Origin of the sequence: Shewanella sp. KX20019 (assembly GCF_016757755.1) — a bacterium.
Taxonomy (GTDB): domain Bacteria; phylum Pseudomonadota; class Gammaproteobacteria; order Enterobacterales; family Shewanellaceae; genus Shewanella.
The window spans coordinates 2,105,259-2,124,782 of sequence record NZ_CP068437.1 but is presented as its reverse complement, the minus strand read 5'-3'; the positions used below and the strand labels follow the sequence as shown (position 1 = coordinate 2,124,782).

Here is a 19,524-nt window from a genome sequence, read left to right as displayed (position 1 = left end):
GTTTTTTATTGATGATTAACGGCTTTTCACTTGCGGATAACAGCCGACTGACACACAATCGACCCAATGCGTAATCTTAGCTATGAAAGAATTCTATGAATAAAACCAATCAAGTAACAAAAAAAAGCGGCGTTAATTACTTCTTAGAAGGCTTTAGTTTAATAAAACGACCTGGACTGAGACGTTTTGTATTTATTCCACTTTCTATCAACTTAATACTCTTTGCAGGCTTGATCTATTTCGCCATAGGGCAGTTAGAGCAAATTTTTACCTGGTTATCGGGTCAACTCCCTGAATACCTAAGTTGGTTGAATTTCCTTTTATGGCCGCTGGCGGTACTAACATTATTGGTGGTGCTGTCCTTTGTGTTTAGCTCGGTGATGAACTGGCTTGCTGCGCCGTTTAACGGCTTGCTTGCGGAAAAGGTAGAACAGCTATTGACGGGAAAACCGCTTAATACCGGTGGTGGAATCGATTTAATCAAAGATTTACCACGAATTCTTGGCCGAGAATGGATAAAACTTAAGTATTATCTCCCCAGGGCCATTGTTTTCTTGCTGCTGTTTTTGCTGCCTTTTGTTGGCCAAACGCTAGCGCCTGTTTTATGGTTTCTCTTTAGTGCATGGATGATGGCCATTCAGTACTGTGACTACCCTTTCGACAATCATAAGGTGCCTTTTTCTGAGATGAAATTTGCTCTAAATCAAACCAAAGGTAGTAGCTTCAGCTTTGGTGCTGCCGTCACGCTATTTTCAATGATCCCAATCCTCAATTTCGTTGTCATGCCAGTGGCAATTTGTGGTGCTACTTCTATGTGGGTCGATAAATATCGTGAAGCCTATAGAAACAATACTATCGCACCAGAATAACTCGCTATGAAGCGACGTTAGGCCATGAGCATTCGTGGCCTAACGGTTAAACAGTCTCGTTTCCCCCAGCCTAGTCCCCTCGACAACATTTGTAACAAATAGCATACCTTTTTCACACACAATTCATTTACAATTCACACACCTAAACGATTCGCTTTCAGTAAATAATAACAAATGAATAAAGCCGCTCTCTTTGCTACTACACTACTTATCGCCGCCTCAACTAACACCTTTAATGCTAATGCAGGCCAAGAAAGTCAATTCAATATTCAAATTCCGTCACTTACCGGTGACATTGAGGTCGATGGAGAGTTTAACGAACCGCAGTGGGAAAACGCCGCTTCGACTCAAATTAGCATCGAAACCAGTCCAGGGGAAAACACAACCGCAGCAGTGAAAACCGAGGTTAAGATCTATTCGACCGATACTAGCCTATTCTTGGCGTTTACTGCTTACGACCCAAATCCAGCACAGATCAGAGCAAACCTGAGTGATCGCGACAGCGTTTGGGGTGATGATCTCGTTGGTATAAAGCTTGATACATTTAACGATGCTCGATTAGCATATCAGTTCTTTGTCAACGCCTATGGCGTACAGATGGACTCGATTGAGAATGAGCTAACAGGCAGTGAAAGCGATGCATGGGATGGCATTTGGTACGCAGCTTCTAAGCGCACAGACACTGGTTATCAAGTCGAAATACAGCTGCCTTTTAGAGTGCTCAACTTTGATAATACCGCCGAGCAGAAATGGGGCGTTGAACTGGTTAGATTCTACCCTCGAAACGAGCAACACCGGATCTCAAGCCACCCAATTGACAGAAACAACAGTTGTCAGTTGTGTCAATTAGGCGTGATGAGCGGGATGTCGAATCTAGAACAAGGTAACGATTTACAGATCACACCCTCTGTTGTTTTTAATCGAAATAGCCAGCGGCCACATGCACTAAATAGTGATTGGGAAAGTGAAAACAACATAGAGCCAAGCTTGGATATTCGCTGGGGTATTACACCAAGTACCTTATTAAGTGCAACCATTAACCCTGATTTCTCTCAAGTGGAAGCAGATGCTGGCCAGCTCGATATTAACAGTACTTTCGCGCTATTTTACCCAGAAAAGCGCGCATTTTTCCTCGATAATAAAGACTATTTCGATACTCAGTTAAACCTGTTACACACCCGAAACATCGTCTCTCCCGACTATGGATTGAAGCTCACCAGTAAAGTCGGTGAGCATACCTTTGCAACACTCGCGACTAACGACACCACCACGAATTTTTTAGTGCCAGGTAATCTAAGCTCGGATATCGCCAGCATTGATGAGAAAAGTCAGAACTTTGCAGGCCGTTATCGCTACGACGTTGGCAAAGAGTTATCGATGGGTGCCTTGGTAACAGCTAAAAGCAGTGATGACTATCATAACTATGTCACCAGTGTTGACGTTAAGTACCAGCCCACAGCGCAAGACACGTTTACAGGGCAATATGTGGTCTCTGAGACCCAATATCCGCTTGGTTTTTCACAGACCTTATGCAGTAACAGTGATTGCTTGCCGGAAACCGATTGTGATTTAACTGACTGTGGCATAAACGAACGTGTTTTACGCACCAATAGCACCGATGCTATTCATGGTGATATGTATTTAGCAAAGTATGAACACGAAACCCGTAATTGGAACGCTGTAGCGCAATATCAGTCTGTAGCGGAGGATTTTAGAGCCGACTTAGGCTTTATTGAAAAAGTAGACTTTAGTAAGTTTGTCGTTGGCGGTGGCTACACTTGGTATCCTCAAGACAGCAGCTTCAACAAAATTAGAGTCAGTGGTGACTGGGATATAAGCCACAACCAGGCGGGTGAAAAACTGGAGCAGGAAGCCGAAGGGAAACTTGAATTTGAAGGCGTGTGGCAAAGTTACACCGCATTTGGGTTAGTCAATCGTCAGCGCGTTGGTAGGCGACATGATAGCGCGAGGCTAGCGGTTAAAAATAACAGCCAGACATTTGACGAAACTATGGGCTGGTTTTACGCCAACATGAAACCCACTCGCACATTATTCCTAGAGGTCGATATTAACTATGGTGATAGCATCGATTTCTCTAATGATCAGTTAGGCACTAAATTTCTGCTTAATCCTGGCATTCAATGGAACGTCACCGATGCCGTCAAACTCGATGTGTCTCATGTATACCGAACAATGGATGTCGATGACGGACGCTTGTTTAGCGCAAATTTAAGTGATGTTAGATTAAGCTGGTATATCGATATCCATAATTTTATTCGCGTCTCCAGTGTCTACACCCATATTGAAAGAGACCCTAACCTTTACCGTTATGGCTCGCCCAATAAGCAGCAGCAAAACTTGGGTAACGAGATCCTTTACGGTTATAAGCTTAATCCACAAAGCGTATTTTATTTGGGCTACTCTGATGGCTTAAAGTCAGATGATTCGATTGATTCATTAATGAAAACCGAAGAAACCTACTTTATGAAAATGAGTTACGCCTGGATCCTTTAGCATCACTAACTGTTATATTAGAGGGCTTAAACAATATCGTTTAAGCCCTTACTTACCCTATACACACCAAGTTTCGTCCAGCACCTTTCGCTTCATATAGGGCAAGATCTGCGCGTTGAAGCATCTCGTCAACACTTTCTCCCGCTATAAAGCCAACAACGCCAGTACTGACGGTAATCGTCAAATCGCCCTTGCTGGTCACTACAGGCTTGCTTTCCATCTGCATTCTAAATCTGTCTAATAACGAAAATGCTTTCTCCAGACTCAGCCCTTTGAAACCGATAACAAACTCTTCACCACCAAATCTAGCCACGGTAAAATGCTGTGAAAAAGATTGCGTTAATCGCGCCGCAAACTCGATGAGAACTTCATCACCAACATCATGGCCATAGGTATCATTCACTTTTTTGAAAAAGTCGATATCCATTAATCCTAAAGACAGCACTCCTTGATTTCGGGCGATAACAGGCAGTTTGTCTTCGTACAGACTAAAGAAGTAACGTCGATTAAATACGTTAGTAAGATAATCTAAGTTTGCTTGCTCCCAAAGTTTCGCCATCATATCGAGAGCATCTAGCGTATTGAGCACACGACAATGAAACTCTTCATGAACAAAGGGCTTTTGTAAAAAATCATTAGCCCCATTTTTAATAAACCGAGCCGATAAGCTTTCATCACTGTCACTCGATAAACCAATAATCGCCATATCTTCTCGACTGAATTGTTCTCTAACCTTAATGATCAGTCCGAATCCATCCAATCGTGGCATATTGTAATCGGTAATAAGCAGCTTTATATCAGGATTATCATTGAGGGTATCGAGCGCTGCCACGCCATCATCAGCTTCAATAACCTGAAAAAGGTGTTGCTCTAATAGACTACGAATAAACTTACGACTAACAACTGAGTCGTCAGCCACCAGCACTTTAACGCTTTGGTTACGCTGTAAGCGCTTTACCAATTTAGCTGTATATTCATAACTAAAACGGTTTTCTTTTAGCACATAATCGACGATGCCTAATTGTAAGAGTCGCGACCTTTGTTGGGGATCCCAGCTTCCGGTTAATACGATACAAGGGATCTGTTTCGCTAGCACAAACTTTACTATCTCCCCCTCCTGAGCATCAGGCAGATTGAGATCCGTCACCGCAACAAAGTACTCGTTGTCTAACAATAGCTTTTTCGCGCTAGCCATATCGGGGGCGACATCGACTTCACAATCTAATTCTTGGGTTAATAAATGGCGCATTACCCTAGATACAACTAGGCTATCTTCAACGACTAAGATCCGCAACTTAACTCTCCTTAAATCCCTACTCCTTCTCCACAAAACTTAATCGGTCTTTATCGAAAACCTCTTCAATCATTAAGTTTCCATGTAGAAAGGGAAAACTGCACTTATGCCATACGACACATTTTTCAATTCTGTGAGCAGCTTAACGCTTAGTTGCCCGAAACGGTATAAATTACGTTAACTTTATGCAACTTTTGTATTAGTCGATGCATTCAATACATTTACGCTAGTTGCCTGTGCAGGATGTTCTAGCGGTGTCTTTCTTAAATCAATGACAACAGTAGCTGAAATTTTATCTTGGATAGCTTGCCTATTAGCATCGCAGAATATTTGGATGAATCCTAATAAACCGGTAGTAAATCCTGCGGCATAACCGCCATATCGACCAAAGGCTGCCCATAGAGTAATTTTAGAACCATCGAGCTGAATGACACTTATCCCTAGCAGTTTCTTACCCAGTGTTTGACCATCAAACCAAGCGGTAAACACGGTAAAATAAAAAGCGGCCCAACCAAAACCTAAGCCCATATCATTTAAAAAGCCGACTAACCACGCTAACGGACTTGAGGTTGGCTCACCAGTCGATGCTGAATCACTATCACTGCCTACATCGTCCCAATCAATTTTATCAATGTCGCTAAATTCATCCTTCACACTGGGCTCGATGCGTATTTTTGTTGCTGTAGGTTCGTCACTACCCTCTATAGGTAACTCTGCAGGAAGCTCTTTGGTGGGAATATTAATTAACTCAGCGTTCAATTTATCTATTTCTTGCTTCGATAAAGGCAGGTCATCGATCAATTCTTGTAATATCCGCCCCTGCTCATTCGCCGATAAGTTGGAATGTGTTAACCCATCTTTAACCGCAGCTACACCTTGTAGAGCGCATTCATAGTCTTGGCACTGACTCGCAAAAATTATTTCTGGCAAGTAATTACTTAATTCTGTCAATGTTTGCAACGTTTCAGAACCAGAATCTCCTTGAGGGTCTATCGTCTGGACATGTCCGTTCTGCTGTACGCTATCGCGGCTCTCCTCTTGATAGTTTAGCAACGCAAATACCATTCCCACCAACATCAAAGCGTAAAGCGCCCATTTTATTGCCCTGCCCACTGTGCGGCTTCTTTTGTGGATCACCACGGTTATCGCAACCATAAATACAAAGATCCAACCCGCATTTTCTGCCAAAGCAGCCACAAGTAACCCATCAACAATAATCGCTAATGCGCGCTTTAAAGGGCTTGCTAGTGGTTTGTAAAGTACGTTAGGGGCAATTTTAAAGGCGTAGGGCGTGACTAATGACTTGGGATCTATCGCTTCATCAGTGTGTGATTTTTTCATCTATACTTTCCAGTCACATAGGGTGGAGAATTTGCTCAGAGGCTTATACTACCACCACGTTAACCTTAGATTAACAATTGAATCCTATAGAAATACTATTGAATACATATAACAGTAATCGCTTTAATAACTAAAAGGAATAACGAAGAACAAACAATCACTTCTATTGCCGCAAAAGACGATTATGCTTTAGCAATGCATTTTAAGGAGCAAGCAGCCCATGAGCAAAATTTTTGAAGATAATTCACAAACAATTGGCAACACACCACTTGTCCGTTTAAACCGTGTTAGCAATGGGAATGTTCTTGCTAAAATTGAAGCACGTAACCCAAGCTTTAGTGTCAAGTGCCGCATAGGTTCGAATATGATTTGGGATGCCGAGAAGAAAGGCATATTGACTCAAGACAAAGAACTTATCGAACCGACATCGGGCAACACCGGTATTGCGCTTGCTTATGTTGCTGCAGCAAGAGGCTATAAGCTGACGTTAACCATGCCTAATACCATGAGTTTAGAGCGTCGTAAACTGCTTAAAGCACTGGGTGCTAACCTAGTGTTGACTGAAGGTGCCAAAGGCATGAAGGGCGCTATCGATAAAGCCGAAGATATCCGCCAGTCAGCACCTGAAAAGTACGTACTATTGCAGCAGTTTAATAACCCTGCAAACCCGGAAATTCACGAGAAAACGACCGGACCTGAAATTTGGAATGATACCGACGGAGAAGTCGATGTTATCGTAGCAGGTGTTGGTACGGGTGGGACAATTACTGGTGTGAGCCGTTATATTAAGAACACCCAAGGTAAGGCAATTACCTCTGTTGCTGTTGAGCCAGTTGATTCACCTGTCATCGCGCAAACGCTTGCAGGGCAAACGGTACAACCTGGCCCCCATAAAATTCAAGGTATCGGTGCTGGATTCATTCCAGGCAACTTAGATCTTGAACTTATTGACCGTGTTGAAGCCGTTTCCAATGAAGATTCGATTAAAATGGCACACCGTCTTATGCAAGAAGAGGGGATCTTGGTTGGGATCTCATCTGGTGCTGCTGTTGTTGCTGCGAATCGCATCGCTGCATTACCAGAGTTTGAAGGTAAGAATATTGTTGTTGTACTGCCATCAGCAGCAGAGCGCTATCTTTCTTCAGTGCTGTTCCAAGGCGAATTTAGTGACGCTGAAAACGTGCAGTAAACGATAAGCTTACTGAACAAAACCCAAGCATTAGCTTGGGTTTTTTATTGCGCTGATAATATGGTTAACGGTGGTTTCTACCACACTTTTTAGCACACTATCATCTACTCTTTTTCTGAGTGAAAATTGATACTCTAGTAATCGAATAATAGCCAGAATCTGATGTGCATCTTCGTAGGAAGTTTTCGAGCCAAGTGCACTAAAAAATGTTTTTATGCTTTGTAGAAATGTTTCATCAAGTAGGATAATTGACGAGGCAAGTTGCTGATTACGTAACGCTTCCTCATGAAAAGCATTCTCCAATATCCGATCGTCAGGATGAGTTAGCTGCTCTTTTATATGTGCACATATAAACTCACTTAAACGTGCAACGATTAATGCCTGTAACTCCACCTTAGGTAAGCTTGGACTCACTTCAGCCATACTATTTAGCAACTGGTAGCTTTGATCTTCTAACGCCTTATTCATCCATAGGGTTTTTTCAGCAAAAAAAGTGAGTGCATCACTAATCAAATCTTTAATATCTTTGAAGTAATAGGTTGTTGAAGCTAAAGGAACTCCAGCTTCTGCCGCCACAGCTCTATGACGCACGCCGCGAACTCCCTCTTTTACGATTAACCTTAACGTCGCCTCTAAGATCTCGACGCGCCGAGACTGACCATCACTACGACTGGCTTGGCGACCTACGTAGGTCAAAGGTACGAGCATGATTGATCCTTTAAACTAATAAAAACAAGAGTCTATACCCAGCGATTAACTCCATTGGACTAGCCCTAAACAGCCTGAAGCTAGATCCAGTTCAAACAATGTTAAGACTGTAACATGTAAGATACCTGTCCACTAATTCTGTACTACCCTTGTCAGGTTTAACTTATGCCTTTTTATCGTTCCCCACTTTCAATCAGTGCTTTTGACGCCAAGTTTGAAGCGCAAAAAATTGCTTTCGCTCCAATCAGCTTTCAGGTTGCACGCTGCCTACTAAAATTTAACCTATTACAGCTTATTTCTGATTGTGGTGCAAAAGGCTGTAGTGTAAACGCTTTAGCAAGGCAGTCCGAATTGTCTGAGTATGCCGTTGGCGTGTTAGTTGATATGGGACTAAGCATGGGTCTGTTATATCTCAACGATGATGCCTATGTACTCGATAAAATAGGTCATTTCCTACTGCATGACGATATGGCAAGAACCAACTTAAACTTTACCCATGATGTGTGCTATCAAGGCCTGTTTGAATTGGAAGCTTCACTTCTAGAAGGCAAACCTAAAGGGTTAGCATCGCTGGGTGACTGGCAGACTATCTATCCCGGTTTAAGTCTATTACCCGACGAGATAAAGAAGAGTTGGTTTGAGTTTGATCATTTCTACTCAGATCACGCATTTGAATCTCTATTACCTCTGATTTTTAAAGCAAAACCAAAGCATATCATTGATGTGGGTGGTAACACTGGTAAATGGGCATTAGCGTGTACAGGTTTCAATAGCCAAGTAACCATCACCATAATGGACTTGCCAGGGCAACTAAAAGTGGCGATGGAAAATGCTCACAATGCCGGTGTTGCAAAGCGCGTAACAGCTTTCGCGACGGATCTGCTCGATGAGGCCAAGCCATTTTGTGAACATGGCGACCTGTATTGGATGAGCCAGTTTTTAGATTGCTTTTCCGAAACTGAAATTCTCAGTATTTTGCAACGAGCAGCATCTGTTATGCGTAGAGACAGTGAGCTGTGTATTTTGGAGACCTTCTGGGATCGCCAACCCTTCGAAGCTGGCGCCTTTTGTGTCAATGCAACCTCTCTCTATTTTACTGCGATTGCCAACGGTAATAGTCGTATGTATCACAGTAAGACCTTGCTAAAGCTCATCAGCCAAGCCGGACTTTTTATCGACGAGGATATTGATGGCATTGGCCTAGGACACACTTTGCTGCGCTGTAAGCTAAAGCCTTAGTATTTGTTTTTAAATCAAGATTAAATTTTATTGAAGTCAACATTAAGACGACTTCAATATTAATTACTAACGGGTCATTCTAAAATACGTCCATAGAGATTGGATGTTGGAGAAACATAATGACTGTAACAAATAACACACTAAGGCACAGAGTGTCCCGTTTACCAAGCCCTATGGGAGGACTTGCATTAGCCATTGCAAGTCTGGGCTGGGCTTGGGAAAGTATGTCACCGAGCATTGGGGGGAGCGCGCAACTTATTGGTGCCGCTATTGCATCTGTTCTTTTACTTATGTTGGTTGCTAAGTTTGTTTTGCACCCTAAAGTACTTATCACCGAATTATCTCACCCTGTGATTGGTAGTGTGATCCCTACTTTTGCAATGGGGTTAATGGTGATTTCAGCTGCTATCGGACAATATAGCCACAGCCTAGCATTAACATTATGGCTTTGTGCTATCGTTATTCATCTTATCTTTCTCTCTGTGTTTATCTACAATAGAGCGGTCGATTTTAAACTTAGCCATATGGTTCCAAGTTGGTTTGTACCGCCGATTGGCATCATTGTGGCGGCGGTATCATTCCCACAAAGTGAACTATTCCAGGTGCAAAATCATTGGATTGCCAACGCGATTCTTAACTTTGGCATGCTAAGTTACCTCGTCATGTTACCCATTATGCTGTACAGACTTATTTTCTGTGAACCTATACCTGACGCAGCAAAGCCAACTATTGCAATACTGGCAGCACCTGCAAGTCTCTCGTTAGCAGGTTACCTCACGATATCAGAGCAGCCATCAATCATTATTGTCGGTGTATTACTGACCTTAGCATTACTAATGACCAGTATTATCTACCTTGCCTTCTTTAATTTATTGAAACTACCCTTCAGTCCAGGTTATGCCGCATTCACCTTTCCGATGGTTATTGGCGCAACAGCTTTATTCAAAACGGTCACTTGGATCATGAGTACTTACGGCGAAAACAGCCTTTCAATTAACTTATTATTGACAGCAAAGTTTGAGCTAATCATTGCAACCATCATTGTTATTTATGTCGCAGTGAGATATTTAAGCCATTACAATAAAAAAGTAACATAAGGTTGGTTTGTGGTAGGGAGAGAATCCCTACCTTCACACAACGACATGAACGTCATTAGACGCCTTTGTTGATCATCCCTTTAAGCACAATATCGTGATAACTCACCAGCCCAACAATTTTTCCCAGTTCTACTACTGGCGCCTTGGTAATTCCGAAGCGGTCAAATAAACGAGCACAATATCGAACGTCCATCTTTCCATCGACAGCCAGTACTGGCTTAACCATGATCTCGTAGATATTAACTCGCTCTGGGGCTTTATCTAGCGCTAATACCTTTTTAGCTATATCACTCATCAACACCATGCCGTATTCGTCATCATCGTGGCGTTTATTCACGAACAACACATTCACTTTATGTGAAACCGCTTGCTCGATAGCTTCTGCAACTGTCTGCAGACCATCGACCATGGCGTAATCTTGGCACATCACATCATGGTTTCTGACTAAAATTGGCTTCTTCATATCTGATCCTCAATATCATGGCTCAACTGTTGTACTTGGTGCGCAACACCAACGGCATCTTCTACATCTATTTGGATAGCAATACCTTTACCTGAATCACTATCGAAGCCACCTACCTTGTTGACCGTTTCCAAAATGGTGCGGCTAAGGTGCTCTTCCACCAGCAGTAGAACGACATCGCGCTGGATATCGAGCGACAATCCCATGAAAGTCTTCTGTTTTTTTAACCCCTCACCACGAGCATGATTAATCACAGTGGCACCCGTAGCACCTTTACTGCGAGCAGCATCGAGAATCGAGTCTGTGCATGCGTCATCGATGAAAACAATGATGAGTTTAAAGCGCATTATTTCGCTCCTTTTGAGTTCTATTTTTATATTCAACCAACTGGGCATAACCCATTACGGTGATCATCGGAAATAAACTGGCGAAGGCAATAAGTCCAAACCCATCAATTAATGGGTTACGACCATCAACATTGGTCGCCAAGCCTAAGCCAAGTGCGGCAACTAACGGTACGGTAACTGTTGATGTGGTCACGCCGCCGGAGTCATAGGCCAGCGGCACGATCATTTTTGGCGCATAAAAGGTTTGGATAACCACAATAATGTAGCCTGCCATGATGTAGTAATGAATAGGATCACCTACCACTATTCGAAAGCAGCCAAGTGAGATGCCAAAAGCGACTCCGATAGCGACAGAGATCCGCAATCCTTGAATGCTAATACTGCCACCAGAGACTTCATTAGCTTTAATCGCCACGGCGATTAGTGAAGGCTCAGCAATCGTAGTGCTAAACCCTATCGCGGCAGCAAAAATATATACCCAATAGTAATCTTGCCAAACGTTAACGCTGACAGACGGGTCGTCGGCATGAATGAACGATGCAGAGGTAAGCTGCTCTGCCATCGCCTCCCCAATGGGAAATAGCGCTAGCTCAAGCCCAACTAAGAAGAAGCTTAAGCCTAGAATGACATAAACAAAGCCTACGGCAACTCTGCGCCAATTGGCGATTGGCCTTTTTAATACTCCGAGTTGAAAGCCAAACAAGATGACGGCAATTGGAATAACGTCACGTGCAGTTAACAACAGGGTCTCTAGTACTTTGCTCAACATCTCCATTACAACACCACCATTCCATAGATAAGTACAAATATCATCGGCATCAAACTGGCGAAGGCAATGAGGCCAAATCCATCTAGCATGGGGTTACGCCCCTTAATCACACTTGCGAGCCCCACGCCCAAGGCGGTGACTAAAGGCACAGTGATAGTCGAAGTGGTAACGCCGCCAGAATCATAAGCGATGCCAATGATGTTTTCCGGTGCAAAAGAGGTCAGCACCATCACTAAGATGTAACCACCTATAATAATGTAATGAATTGGCCAGCCTTTTAAGATCCTTACCACGCCGAGTAAAATGGCCAGCCCAACTGACAGTGCCACGGTGAGCCGGAGCCCCATCGCATACTTATCCATTGAAGCCGTGTTTTGCTCTATGGCGCCCGCTGTAGCTGCTACTTCAGCAGCTTCATTAGCCACAGCGGTGAGCGCGGGTTCGGCTAGTGTGGTACCAAAACCTAACGAAAATGAGAACAGCACCAGCCAAAATACACTGCCCTTCCTTGCTAGCGCTTGCGCGAGAGACTCGCCTATCGGAAACAGTCCCATTTCAAGGCCAAACACAAAGAAAGTGAGTCCAACTATAATGAAAAGAAGACCGATTAGAATAGAAAAAAGATTATCTGGCGCTTGATGTAGAACAAATATCTCAAAAAAGCTGACCACCAAAATAATGGGGATAAGATCTTTAAAGCTATTTAGCATCGCCTTTAATAACTGCATCATTGAAGCCATACTCACTCCTTTGGGGCTACAACTTCAGTCTGCCAAAACCACCATTAATCACAACAAGTTATTAACAGAAATATTGATATATGTGAGCCATGTCATGGTGTTAACCCGTACTATGCAGATTACAAAACAGTAAAAATGCGCTAGGAGGATGTAACGGTATGATACGTCTGCATTCATCGCCATTTTGCGCGGTAATAATAAAGCTGTTTGAATGTGACAAGCCTCATAAATCGCGATATGGTAAGCGCTAGCATACCGATGATAATGAGCAATGGGGGCGATTGATGGCAACAGATATCCTACAACGAGGCGGATGCCTTTGCGGCGCAATACGCTATCAGTTAACTGCAAAACCCTTTGCAGCAGATTTTTGTCACTGTCGCCAATGTCAGCAGAGCACAGGTTCGGTGTTATACCAATTGCATTAAGTATCTGTTCATTCAGTGGGAATTCAAAGCGCTGAAGGCAAGTCGGAAACATGAAGCTAATAGTTATTCTATATCGAGAGTTTTCGGCGCAGCATACAGGGCTTTGCCATTTGCTTTAAACGTCAGCCACCCTGCGGGAAGCGCTCATGCATTCCACTTCTGCTTTGCATTGACTTACAAGGGAATAACCATTCTCTCGTCAATGCGCATTGAATTGAAAAGCGTGAGCGCTTCTGAATTGACTACATACTTAATGCAATTGGTATTAGGTGCTTGGATGGATTTCAATATCGAGGAGGTCAATTGGTTATCGGGCTCTGTCACTGAGTTTCAATCGTCAGAATGTGTTCGACGTGGTTTTTGCCACCACTGCGGCTCAGCATTAACCTTTAGAGATACTCGTTATCCCGATTACCTCACCTTAGCCATTGTCTCCCTTGATACGCCAAACACAGTTCAACCCAGCTACCATATTCACACCGACAGTCAGTTAACGTGGCTCAGTCTAAGTGACAGTTGCACTAGATACCCTCAGTCGAAAACCTAAACTGCAGCAAAAGCCTGAACAGCCTATAAAAACGCCAATAAGACAATGAGGGCAGCCCTGTGACATTGAGGCTTAGATCAATACTCTTAACTAGTGTGACGAAAAATTCCGTATCAGTAGATCTCACCTTCCAGCGACCTAATGTGGAAAGCCTAATGTAAAACAGTTTAAAGCCCTGCTAACTTGATTAAATATACGTTATGCTGAGCTACAGAAACCAATTATTAACATAAAAACAATAATGAAAAAATACCCGCTACTGTTAATTTTATTACTATCCGCCTGCAGTGGTACTAGCGAAATAGTGCCTGAAGAGTTCGTTGGTCAGCTCACTGATTCATTTAAAACTGATATTAAAAATAATGGCTTAAAGTTATTCACCTATCGCGCTAAGCTGGTGCAAAGTAGTAATGCTCAGCAAATTCCGCTTCCCCATGAACAACGAGCATCACAAAAGAAACGCTCAAAAAAGCGTTATCAGGCACCGGATTTAACCGCTTGGACTCAGAAAATTGAGCATGGACTTAGCCAGACAATCGCAATGACAGGTTATTGCCGAGAGGGTTATATCGAGATCAGCCGCTCCATTCAATATGACCGTGGCAGTATTAGAGGCGAGTGCAAAGAGGGTGCTACAGAGAAGGATATAGCCAGATTCGACTCGTAATCGACCCGGCTCCGCTACCAACATGTTAACGTTTTGTATGTTGAGTTCAGCATCTAAGCTGATTTAGACTCAAACACTAAAGGGCTTCAATTGAAGCCCTTCATGCTGTGCTATACAGTTTTATGCTTTTAGCTCATTATTTTTATTACTAAAACTCACTTTGCCAAAATCTTCGAGTATTGCGTAACAGGCCGGCACCATAAATAACACCAGCGCGGTCGAGGCAAAAATACCAAATACCATAGAGATGACTAAAGGCTGTAATACTTGCGCCTGAATACTGGTTTCAAGTAGCAAGGGCAACATACCTGCCGCTGTAGTCAGCGACGTAATAAACACCGCTCTAAAGCGCTCTTTACTAGCACTCACTACAGCTTCATGCACAGATTGTCCCTCCTCTACATGAAATCGAATATATTGCACTAGCAATATAGAGTCATTCACCACCACACCGGCCAATGCAACAAAGCCCATTATCGATGGCATACTCATGGAAAAGCCCAGCAGCAAATGGCCCCAGAAAACACCAATAAGCCCAAGCGGGATCACGGCCATCACCACGAGTGGCTCAAGGTAGCTTTTAAACTGCAAACTCAAAATAGCAAATACCCCCAATAGCCCCAGAATGAATCCTGAAACCATAGAGTTTTGCGTGGTTGCACTTTCCTTGACTTCACCTTCAAAACTCACCCGCACCTCAGGGTAGCGCTTAAGTAATTGGGGCAGTAGTTCCTCTTGAAATGCGTTGTTAATCTCCCCTGCATTGGCAAGGTGAGTATCGACTTCACCAGTGATGGTCACAAAGCGCATGCCGTCTAAACGTGAAATTTTGACGTAATTACGCTGCCAAGCAAAATCAGCCACTGCTGATAGTGGCACTTGTTCACCAGTAGCATTCAGAGTGATCGGAAAGTTGGCCAGATTCTCTAGTTTTGCTGCATCACTCTTATCGAGCTGCACATCAATCCGTATACTCTCAGGTCCCACTTGAATATATTCAGCGGTGTGATGAAAATAAGCACCGCGCAATTGGCTCGCTAGCATCATGCCATTGACCCCAAAAGCTTCAGCACCGGGCTTTAACGTCATTAAGATTTCAGACTTGCCAGGGCGCATGCTGTCCATCACACCCGATACGCCATTGAAACCGCCAATATACTGCTGCACATCAATTGACGCCAATTTAAGCTGATGCAAGTCATCTCCACGAAGGCGTATGTCTATCGCGCGGCCCGCTGGCCCCATTGACGGCTGCTTGTACACTATAGCGATGGGATCTGCTAACTCACCCACACCTTGCTCCCATTCGCGGATAAAGGTGTTAATCAGTGTTCTCCGAACTTCTGCACTGAGAAGGTCAACCTTAACCGTCGCGACATGTGCCCCGCTCTCATTGGCATCGCTATTAAAGTTAAACCGCTGCGTAATATGCTGTATTAACTGCTGACCATCTTCGTTTTTGCTGTACTTTTCATTTAGCAGCTGCGCAGCGCTGACTATCTTAGCAACCACACGGTCTGTTTGTGCGAGTGTAGAGCCTGGTGGCAAAATAATTCGCGCCTCAACAACATCGCCATCAAGCTCCGGAAATGCAATAAACTTAACCATTCCACCCGCCGCTAACGATACCGATAGCAACAACAAACTAATGACCGCGCCCATAAATGCATAGCGCCAAGCAATAACCCACTCCACGGCGGCAACGAGGTTGACGGTTCTAAAGTGCTCGAAACGGCGATTAAACTCGGCTTTAAAGCGACTGGTTTCACGATCCTTCCCTTTCGCAGCATGGGCCAAATGATTCGGCAGAACCAAAAACGCCTCTACCAAACTAACTGTTAAAATAAGCAACAATGTTTGTGGAACAACTCTGAGTACCTTACCCATATCGCCTTCCATAAAAGCGATACTCGAAAAGATAAACACTGTGGTTAAAAAGGAGGAGATAACCCCTGGCAACACTCGCTTAACCCCTTGGATCACCGCTTCTGTTTTATCTAGCCCTCGCTCTATATGCGATGCAATCGATTCGGCTATAACGATGGCATCATCCATCATGATCCCGATAGCCATCAGAAAGGCCACCAGAGTCATAATGTTAATAGTCAAACCCACTTGAGCCATAAAAAATAGGCTGCCCATAAAGGCAACAGGTAGACCCATAGCCACCCAAAACGAATAGCGAAAGCTAAAAAACAACCACATACATAGAAAGACCAGCAACACTCCTTGCCAGCCATTTTTGAGCAGCATGGTAAGACGATCCCACAGTAACGAGCTCATATCATTGGACGTACTGATATTGACCCCATCTGGTATGCGTAACTTTTCTGCCTCTAAAAAGTCCATCACCTCCTCTTTTAGGCGCAGAGAGTCCTGTGATTTATTTTTAAACACGGTCAAAATTGCTGCGGGTTCGCCATCAAAACGCACATGATCTTCATCTAACTCAAACCTATCGGTCAGTTTGGCGACATCTCGCAAACGTACCACTCCGCCATCGGCATTAGAGCGGATCACGATATCAGCGAGTTTATCGACTTCAACTTCTCGCTGATCAAATCTTATTAAAATATTCTTACTGACGGTCTCCAGCGTACCACTAGGCAACTGCACATTTTGTTGTTCAATCTGACTGGCAACATCGGCCACAGTCATTCCTAAACGCTTGAGTGCATCAAGCGAGATCTCGACCAGTAGCTGATGTTGAGAAAATCCTGCGATTTCAACCTGACGGATACTGGTATCAAGCTTTAATCGCCGTTTAAAATCTTCAGCATAGGCTTTCAGCTCCGGTTTACTCGTTGATGCTGACAGTGCGATATCGATGATCGGCTCATTAAAATTAAACTCCTCAACAATGGGCGGTTCAATCTCCGCCGGAAAATCTTTTATTGATGATATCTTGGTTTGAACATCAACTAGGTAGCGCCCTAAATCAGCTTTATCATCCAGCTTTAACGTCATCTGGGCAACGCCCTCTAATGCGTCACATTTGGTTTCAACAATACTCCCAAGACTGTCGATCGCATCTTCCATTCGTAAGCAAAGATTCTCTTCAACGTCTTGTGGTGAGGCGCCAGGTAACACCACTCGAGCACTGATGTAATTTGGCGAAAATTCAGGAAATGTTTCACGCTTTAACTCGGGTAAAGCTTTTATCCCAAGAATGATAAGCGCCAACATCAACAAGTGGGTTGCCGTTGGATGACGGACAAAAAAGGCAATCACAACGCTGGCTCCCCATTTTTACTTGAATCATCACCATCGGTTGTATGACTACGCAACGCCAATCCAGCGACTGCAGGAATAATATCGGTCAATACAAGCTGCATATTCTCATTAAGTTCGCCTTGCACTGCAGCCTGCCCCTCCTGACGAAATAAAACCTGTACATCAATTAGTTGCAATCTATTATCACCGTCCATTAAATACAGCTTGTCGCCATGCAAGGCACGCTCAGATACCATCCAGTAGTCTTTTGCCGCGCCTTTAATACGCGCACTGACGAACATGCCGTTGACTAACGGCGGTGACTGGCCAATCTTGAGATCTCGATATTGTTGTTCAACTTGTAAAACCACACTGACGGTTGCCAGTGTAGGATCAACCGTTTCACCAATACGGCTTATTTTGGCAGGCCATTTAAAGACATAAGCAGCACTTTTAAGAGTGATCTCAGCAGTTAATCCAAGCGCTTCAGCATTGGGGAGTTGCTTGTTGAAAATAGCGGGTTTATCGATCGTTTTCATTAATGTCATGAGATCCGCGAGTGATAACTGCGCCTCTACCTCCATGATCTCGGTGCCATTGATTCTAGCCAATACTTGTTGCGGTGAAACAACTTGACTGTTCTCGACATTAACCTCGGAAACACGACCTTCAAACGGTTGACGAATTTCAGTTTTATCAAGCTGACTTTGCGACTCTTCCTCTCTTGCAACTGCTTGCAATAATTGAGCTTGTAGTACATCAGTCTCATTTGGCATTAAATTGATATTGTTGTTTAAATCTTGGATCTTTTGCTTCTGAGCCAGCACATTTTGACGCTCTCCATCAAGTTCAGATTGAGAGATTAAATTCTGCTTTCTTAAACTCTCTTTACGTTTGAGATCAGATTTAACCAGCTCTAATCGATTGATCTCAATATCAAGTGATAACTTAAGATTCTCAAGTTGCAATGCTTTACCAATCAATTGACCCTCTAATGCTTTACGATCGGCTTGGGCTTGCGCTAAACGGATCTGATAGTCGAGCGGATCTATCGATAATAGTAATGTGCCTTCGGGGATCATTTTTCCAACCGCTAGATCAGGGTGCTTATAAATTATTTTGCCACCGACTTCAGGCAGCAGTTGCCACTGCACCTTTGGTGTTACCCGACCAAACGCATCGACTTGAGCGACGATAGAGCTTTTATTTAGTGGGATAACATCAACCAATTTACTCGGCTCTGACTGCACCTCTAAGGGCGGATGCCCCTTAAACATTATGACTGCAAATAACGTGACAACTCCCACAGCAACAGCAGGAAAAAAGTACCAACGCTTACCTTTAATTACATCCATCACTCTTGCTCTCCAAATAAACCTTGCTCTAGCAGTTTTATATTGTGTTGTGTCAAATTTGTGTAGAACTCTTTGTCGAGCTTAAAACCATGCAGTTCGGCCATAGGTGCCGGAATGATGTAGGGAAATATCATTAGACTCATCATCGACATTTTAACCAGCATAGGATCAGTACCTGAGCACTTCTCTAACAATGGTTTCGGCATAGGAATTAGGTTTGCCAGCGGAGTAAATAAACGAAATACCACCTCTTTGGCCTCTATTGAACCGTCTGAATTCATTAATCTAAACAAAAAGCGCGGGAAATCGGGTGTCTGACTCATGGTCTGGTGAAAGTCGTTGATGATATCCGCGACTCTAAATTTAGGATCAACACTTTGCAACTGCTTGCTACGAGCTAATACAGGCTCAATATGCTCTATCATCATGGCTTCAAACAAGCCGAGCTTATTGCCAAAATAGTAACGGATCATCGCCATGTTTACGCCGGCTTCATCGGCTATTTGGCGAATACTCACCTTGTCGTAGTTTGAGGAGAGAAAACAGCTGCGAGCAGCGCCAAGAAGGCTCTCTCGCACTTGAGTGGCTGTTCTAGCTTCACTTTTGGAGTCTGTCATCGGCATTAACTTAGTGTTATTCACTTGAATAACACTAAGTCTACTTGCTCAATACAAGATTTGCATGGTTTATCGTTATTCAAAAATTACGTTTTCGAATAACGTATGCACCTAGCTCGACCTCATC

At 43.5% G+C, this 19,524-nt stretch carries 18 protein-coding genes; 8 read left to right on the top strand and 10 right to left on the bottom strand.

What is annotated here, in order from left to right:
• Positions 1–95: 95 nt before the first annotated feature.
• Together cysZ and JK628_RS09360 are read left to right on the top strand one after the other, a co-directional pair.
• The gene (gene cysZ / locus JK628_RS09365) at positions 96–869 is read left to right on the top strand and encodes a sulfate transporter CysZ (protein ID WP_202289215.1); all 774 of its coding nucleotides are present in this window, start codon (positions 96–98) and stop codon (positions 867–869) included.
• 174 nt (positions 870–1,043) lie between these two features.
• Complete coding sequence (locus JK628_RS09360; RefSeq protein ID WP_202289214.1) at positions 1,044–3,383, top strand: carbohydrate binding family 9 domain-containing protein; 2,340 nt, start codon at positions 1,044–1,046, stop codon at positions 3,381–3,383.
• A gap of 52 nt (positions 3,384–3,435) precedes the next feature.
• Here the strand turns inward: JK628_RS09360 and JK628_RS09355 are convergent, their stop codons facing one another.
• Positions 3,436–4,677, bottom strand: coding sequence for a GGDEF domain-containing response regulator (locus JK628_RS09355; RefSeq protein WP_202289213.1), 1,242 nt, complete (start codon positions 4,675–4,677; stop codon positions 3,436–3,438).
• A 183-nt stretch (positions 4,678–4,860) separates the two neighbouring features.
• A complete protein-coding gene (locus tag JK628_RS09350; RefSeq protein WP_202289212.1) occupies positions 4,861–6,018 on the bottom strand; it encodes an RDD family protein in 1,158 nt (385 codons plus the stop codon).
• Positions 6,019–6,238: 220 nt separating this feature from the next.
• Between JK628_RS09350 and cysK the strand changes: the two genes are divergently transcribed.
• Positions 6,239–7,207 carry a cysteine synthase A gene (gene cysK, locus JK628_RS09345; protein WP_202289211.1) on the top strand — a complete coding sequence of 323 codons (969 nt, stop codon included), beginning with the start codon at positions 6,239–6,241 and terminating at the stop codon, positions 7,205–7,207.
• A 30-nt stretch (positions 7,208–7,237) separates the two neighbouring features.
• On the opposite strand, the gene JK628_RS09340 is transcribed toward cysK, so the two are convergent.
• Positions 7,238–7,915 carry a TetR/AcrR family transcriptional regulator gene (locus tag JK628_RS09340; protein ID WP_202289210.1) on the bottom strand — a complete coding sequence of 226 codons (678 nt, stop codon included), beginning with the start codon at positions 7,913–7,915 and terminating at the stop codon, positions 7,238–7,240.
• 165 nt (positions 7,916–8,080) lie between these two features.
• Here JK628_RS09340 and JK628_RS09335 point away from each other — a divergent pair, with 165 nt between their 5' ends.
• Both JK628_RS09335 and JK628_RS09330 read left to right on the top strand, forming a co-directional pair.
• Positions 8,081–9,154, top strand: a complete 1,074-nt coding sequence (locus tag JK628_RS09335; protein WP_202289209.1) for a methyltransferase — start codon at positions 8,081–8,083, stop codon at positions 9,152–9,154.
• A 119-nt stretch (positions 9,155–9,273) separates the two neighbouring features.
• Complete coding sequence (locus tag JK628_RS09330) at positions 9,274–10,251, top strand: TDT family transporter (protein WP_202289208.1); 978 nt, start codon at positions 9,274–9,276, stop codon at positions 10,249–10,251.
• 55 nt (positions 10,252–10,306) lie between these two features.
• Here JK628_RS09330 and JK628_RS09325 read toward each other — a convergent pair whose 3' ends face one another.
• The 4 genes from JK628_RS09325 to JK628_RS09310 are packed head-to-tail and all read right to left on the bottom strand — an operon-like array spanning position 10,307 to position 12,570.
• Positions 10,307–10,714, bottom strand: coding sequence for a CBS domain-containing protein (locus tag JK628_RS09325; RefSeq protein WP_202289207.1), 408 nt, complete (start codon positions 10,712–10,714; stop codon positions 10,307–10,309).
• A complete protein-coding gene (locus JK628_RS09320; protein WP_202289206.1) occupies positions 10,711–11,061 on the bottom strand; it encodes a P-II family nitrogen regulator in 351 nt (116 codons plus the stop codon). The genes JK628_RS09325 and JK628_RS09320 overlap by 4 nt, the downstream gene beginning before the upstream one ends.
• Positions 11,051–11,836, bottom strand: coding sequence for a DUF1538 domain-containing protein (locus JK628_RS09315; protein WP_202289205.1), 786 nt, complete (start codon positions 11,834–11,836; stop codon positions 11,051–11,053). Before JK628_RS09315 ends, JK628_RS09320 begins: the two co-directional genes overlap by 11 nt.
• The gene (locus JK628_RS09310; protein WP_202289204.1) at positions 11,836–12,570 is read right to left on the bottom strand and encodes a DUF1538 domain-containing protein; all 735 of its coding nucleotides are present in this window, start codon (positions 12,568–12,570) and stop codon (positions 11,836–11,838) included. The genes JK628_RS09315 and JK628_RS09310 overlap by 1 nt, the downstream gene beginning before the upstream one ends.
• A 284-nt stretch (positions 12,571–12,854) precedes the next feature.
• Here JK628_RS09310 and JK628_RS09305 point away from each other — a divergent pair, with 284 nt between their 5' ends.
• The 3 genes from JK628_RS09305 (at position 12,855) to JK628_RS09295 (ending at position 14,212) form a co-directional block, all read left to right on the top strand.
• Complete coding sequence (locus JK628_RS09305) at positions 12,855–12,998, top strand: GFA family protein (protein ID WP_443019999.1); 144 nt, start codon at positions 12,855–12,857, stop codon at positions 12,996–12,998.
• Between the two features lie 103 nt (positions 12,999–13,101).
• Positions 13,102–13,545 carry a GFA family protein gene (locus JK628_RS09300; protein ID WP_237524178.1) on the top strand — a complete coding sequence of 148 codons (444 nt, stop codon included), beginning with the start codon at positions 13,102–13,104 and terminating at the stop codon, positions 13,543–13,545.
• A gap of 241 nt (positions 13,546–13,786) precedes the next feature.
• Positions 13,787–14,212 carry a hypothetical protein gene (locus JK628_RS09295; protein ID WP_202289203.1) on the top strand — a complete coding sequence of 142 codons (426 nt, stop codon included), beginning with the start codon at positions 13,787–13,789 and terminating at the stop codon, positions 14,210–14,212.
• 120 nt (positions 14,213–14,332) lie between these two features.
• Here JK628_RS09295 and JK628_RS09290 read toward each other — a convergent pair whose 3' ends face one another.
• From JK628_RS09290 to JK628_RS09280, 3 genes are read right to left on the bottom strand one after another with little or no spacing between them, the layout of a single operon-like run.
• Positions 14,333–17,443, bottom strand: coding sequence for an efflux RND transporter permease subunit (locus tag JK628_RS09290; RefSeq protein ID WP_202289202.1), 3,111 nt, complete (start codon positions 17,441–17,443; stop codon positions 14,333–14,335).
• Complete coding sequence (locus JK628_RS09285) at positions 17,440–18,780, bottom strand: efflux RND transporter periplasmic adaptor subunit (RefSeq protein ID WP_202289201.1); 1,341 nt, start codon at positions 18,778–18,780, stop codon at positions 17,440–17,442. Before JK628_RS09285 ends, JK628_RS09290 begins: the two co-directional genes overlap by 4 nt.
• A complete protein-coding gene (locus tag JK628_RS09280) occupies positions 18,780–19,421 on the bottom strand; it encodes a TetR/AcrR family transcriptional regulator (protein WP_237524177.1) in 642 nt (213 codons plus the stop codon). Before JK628_RS09280 ends, JK628_RS09285 begins: the two co-directional genes overlap by 1 nt.
• Between the last annotated feature and the right edge of the window lie 103 nt (positions 19,422–19,524).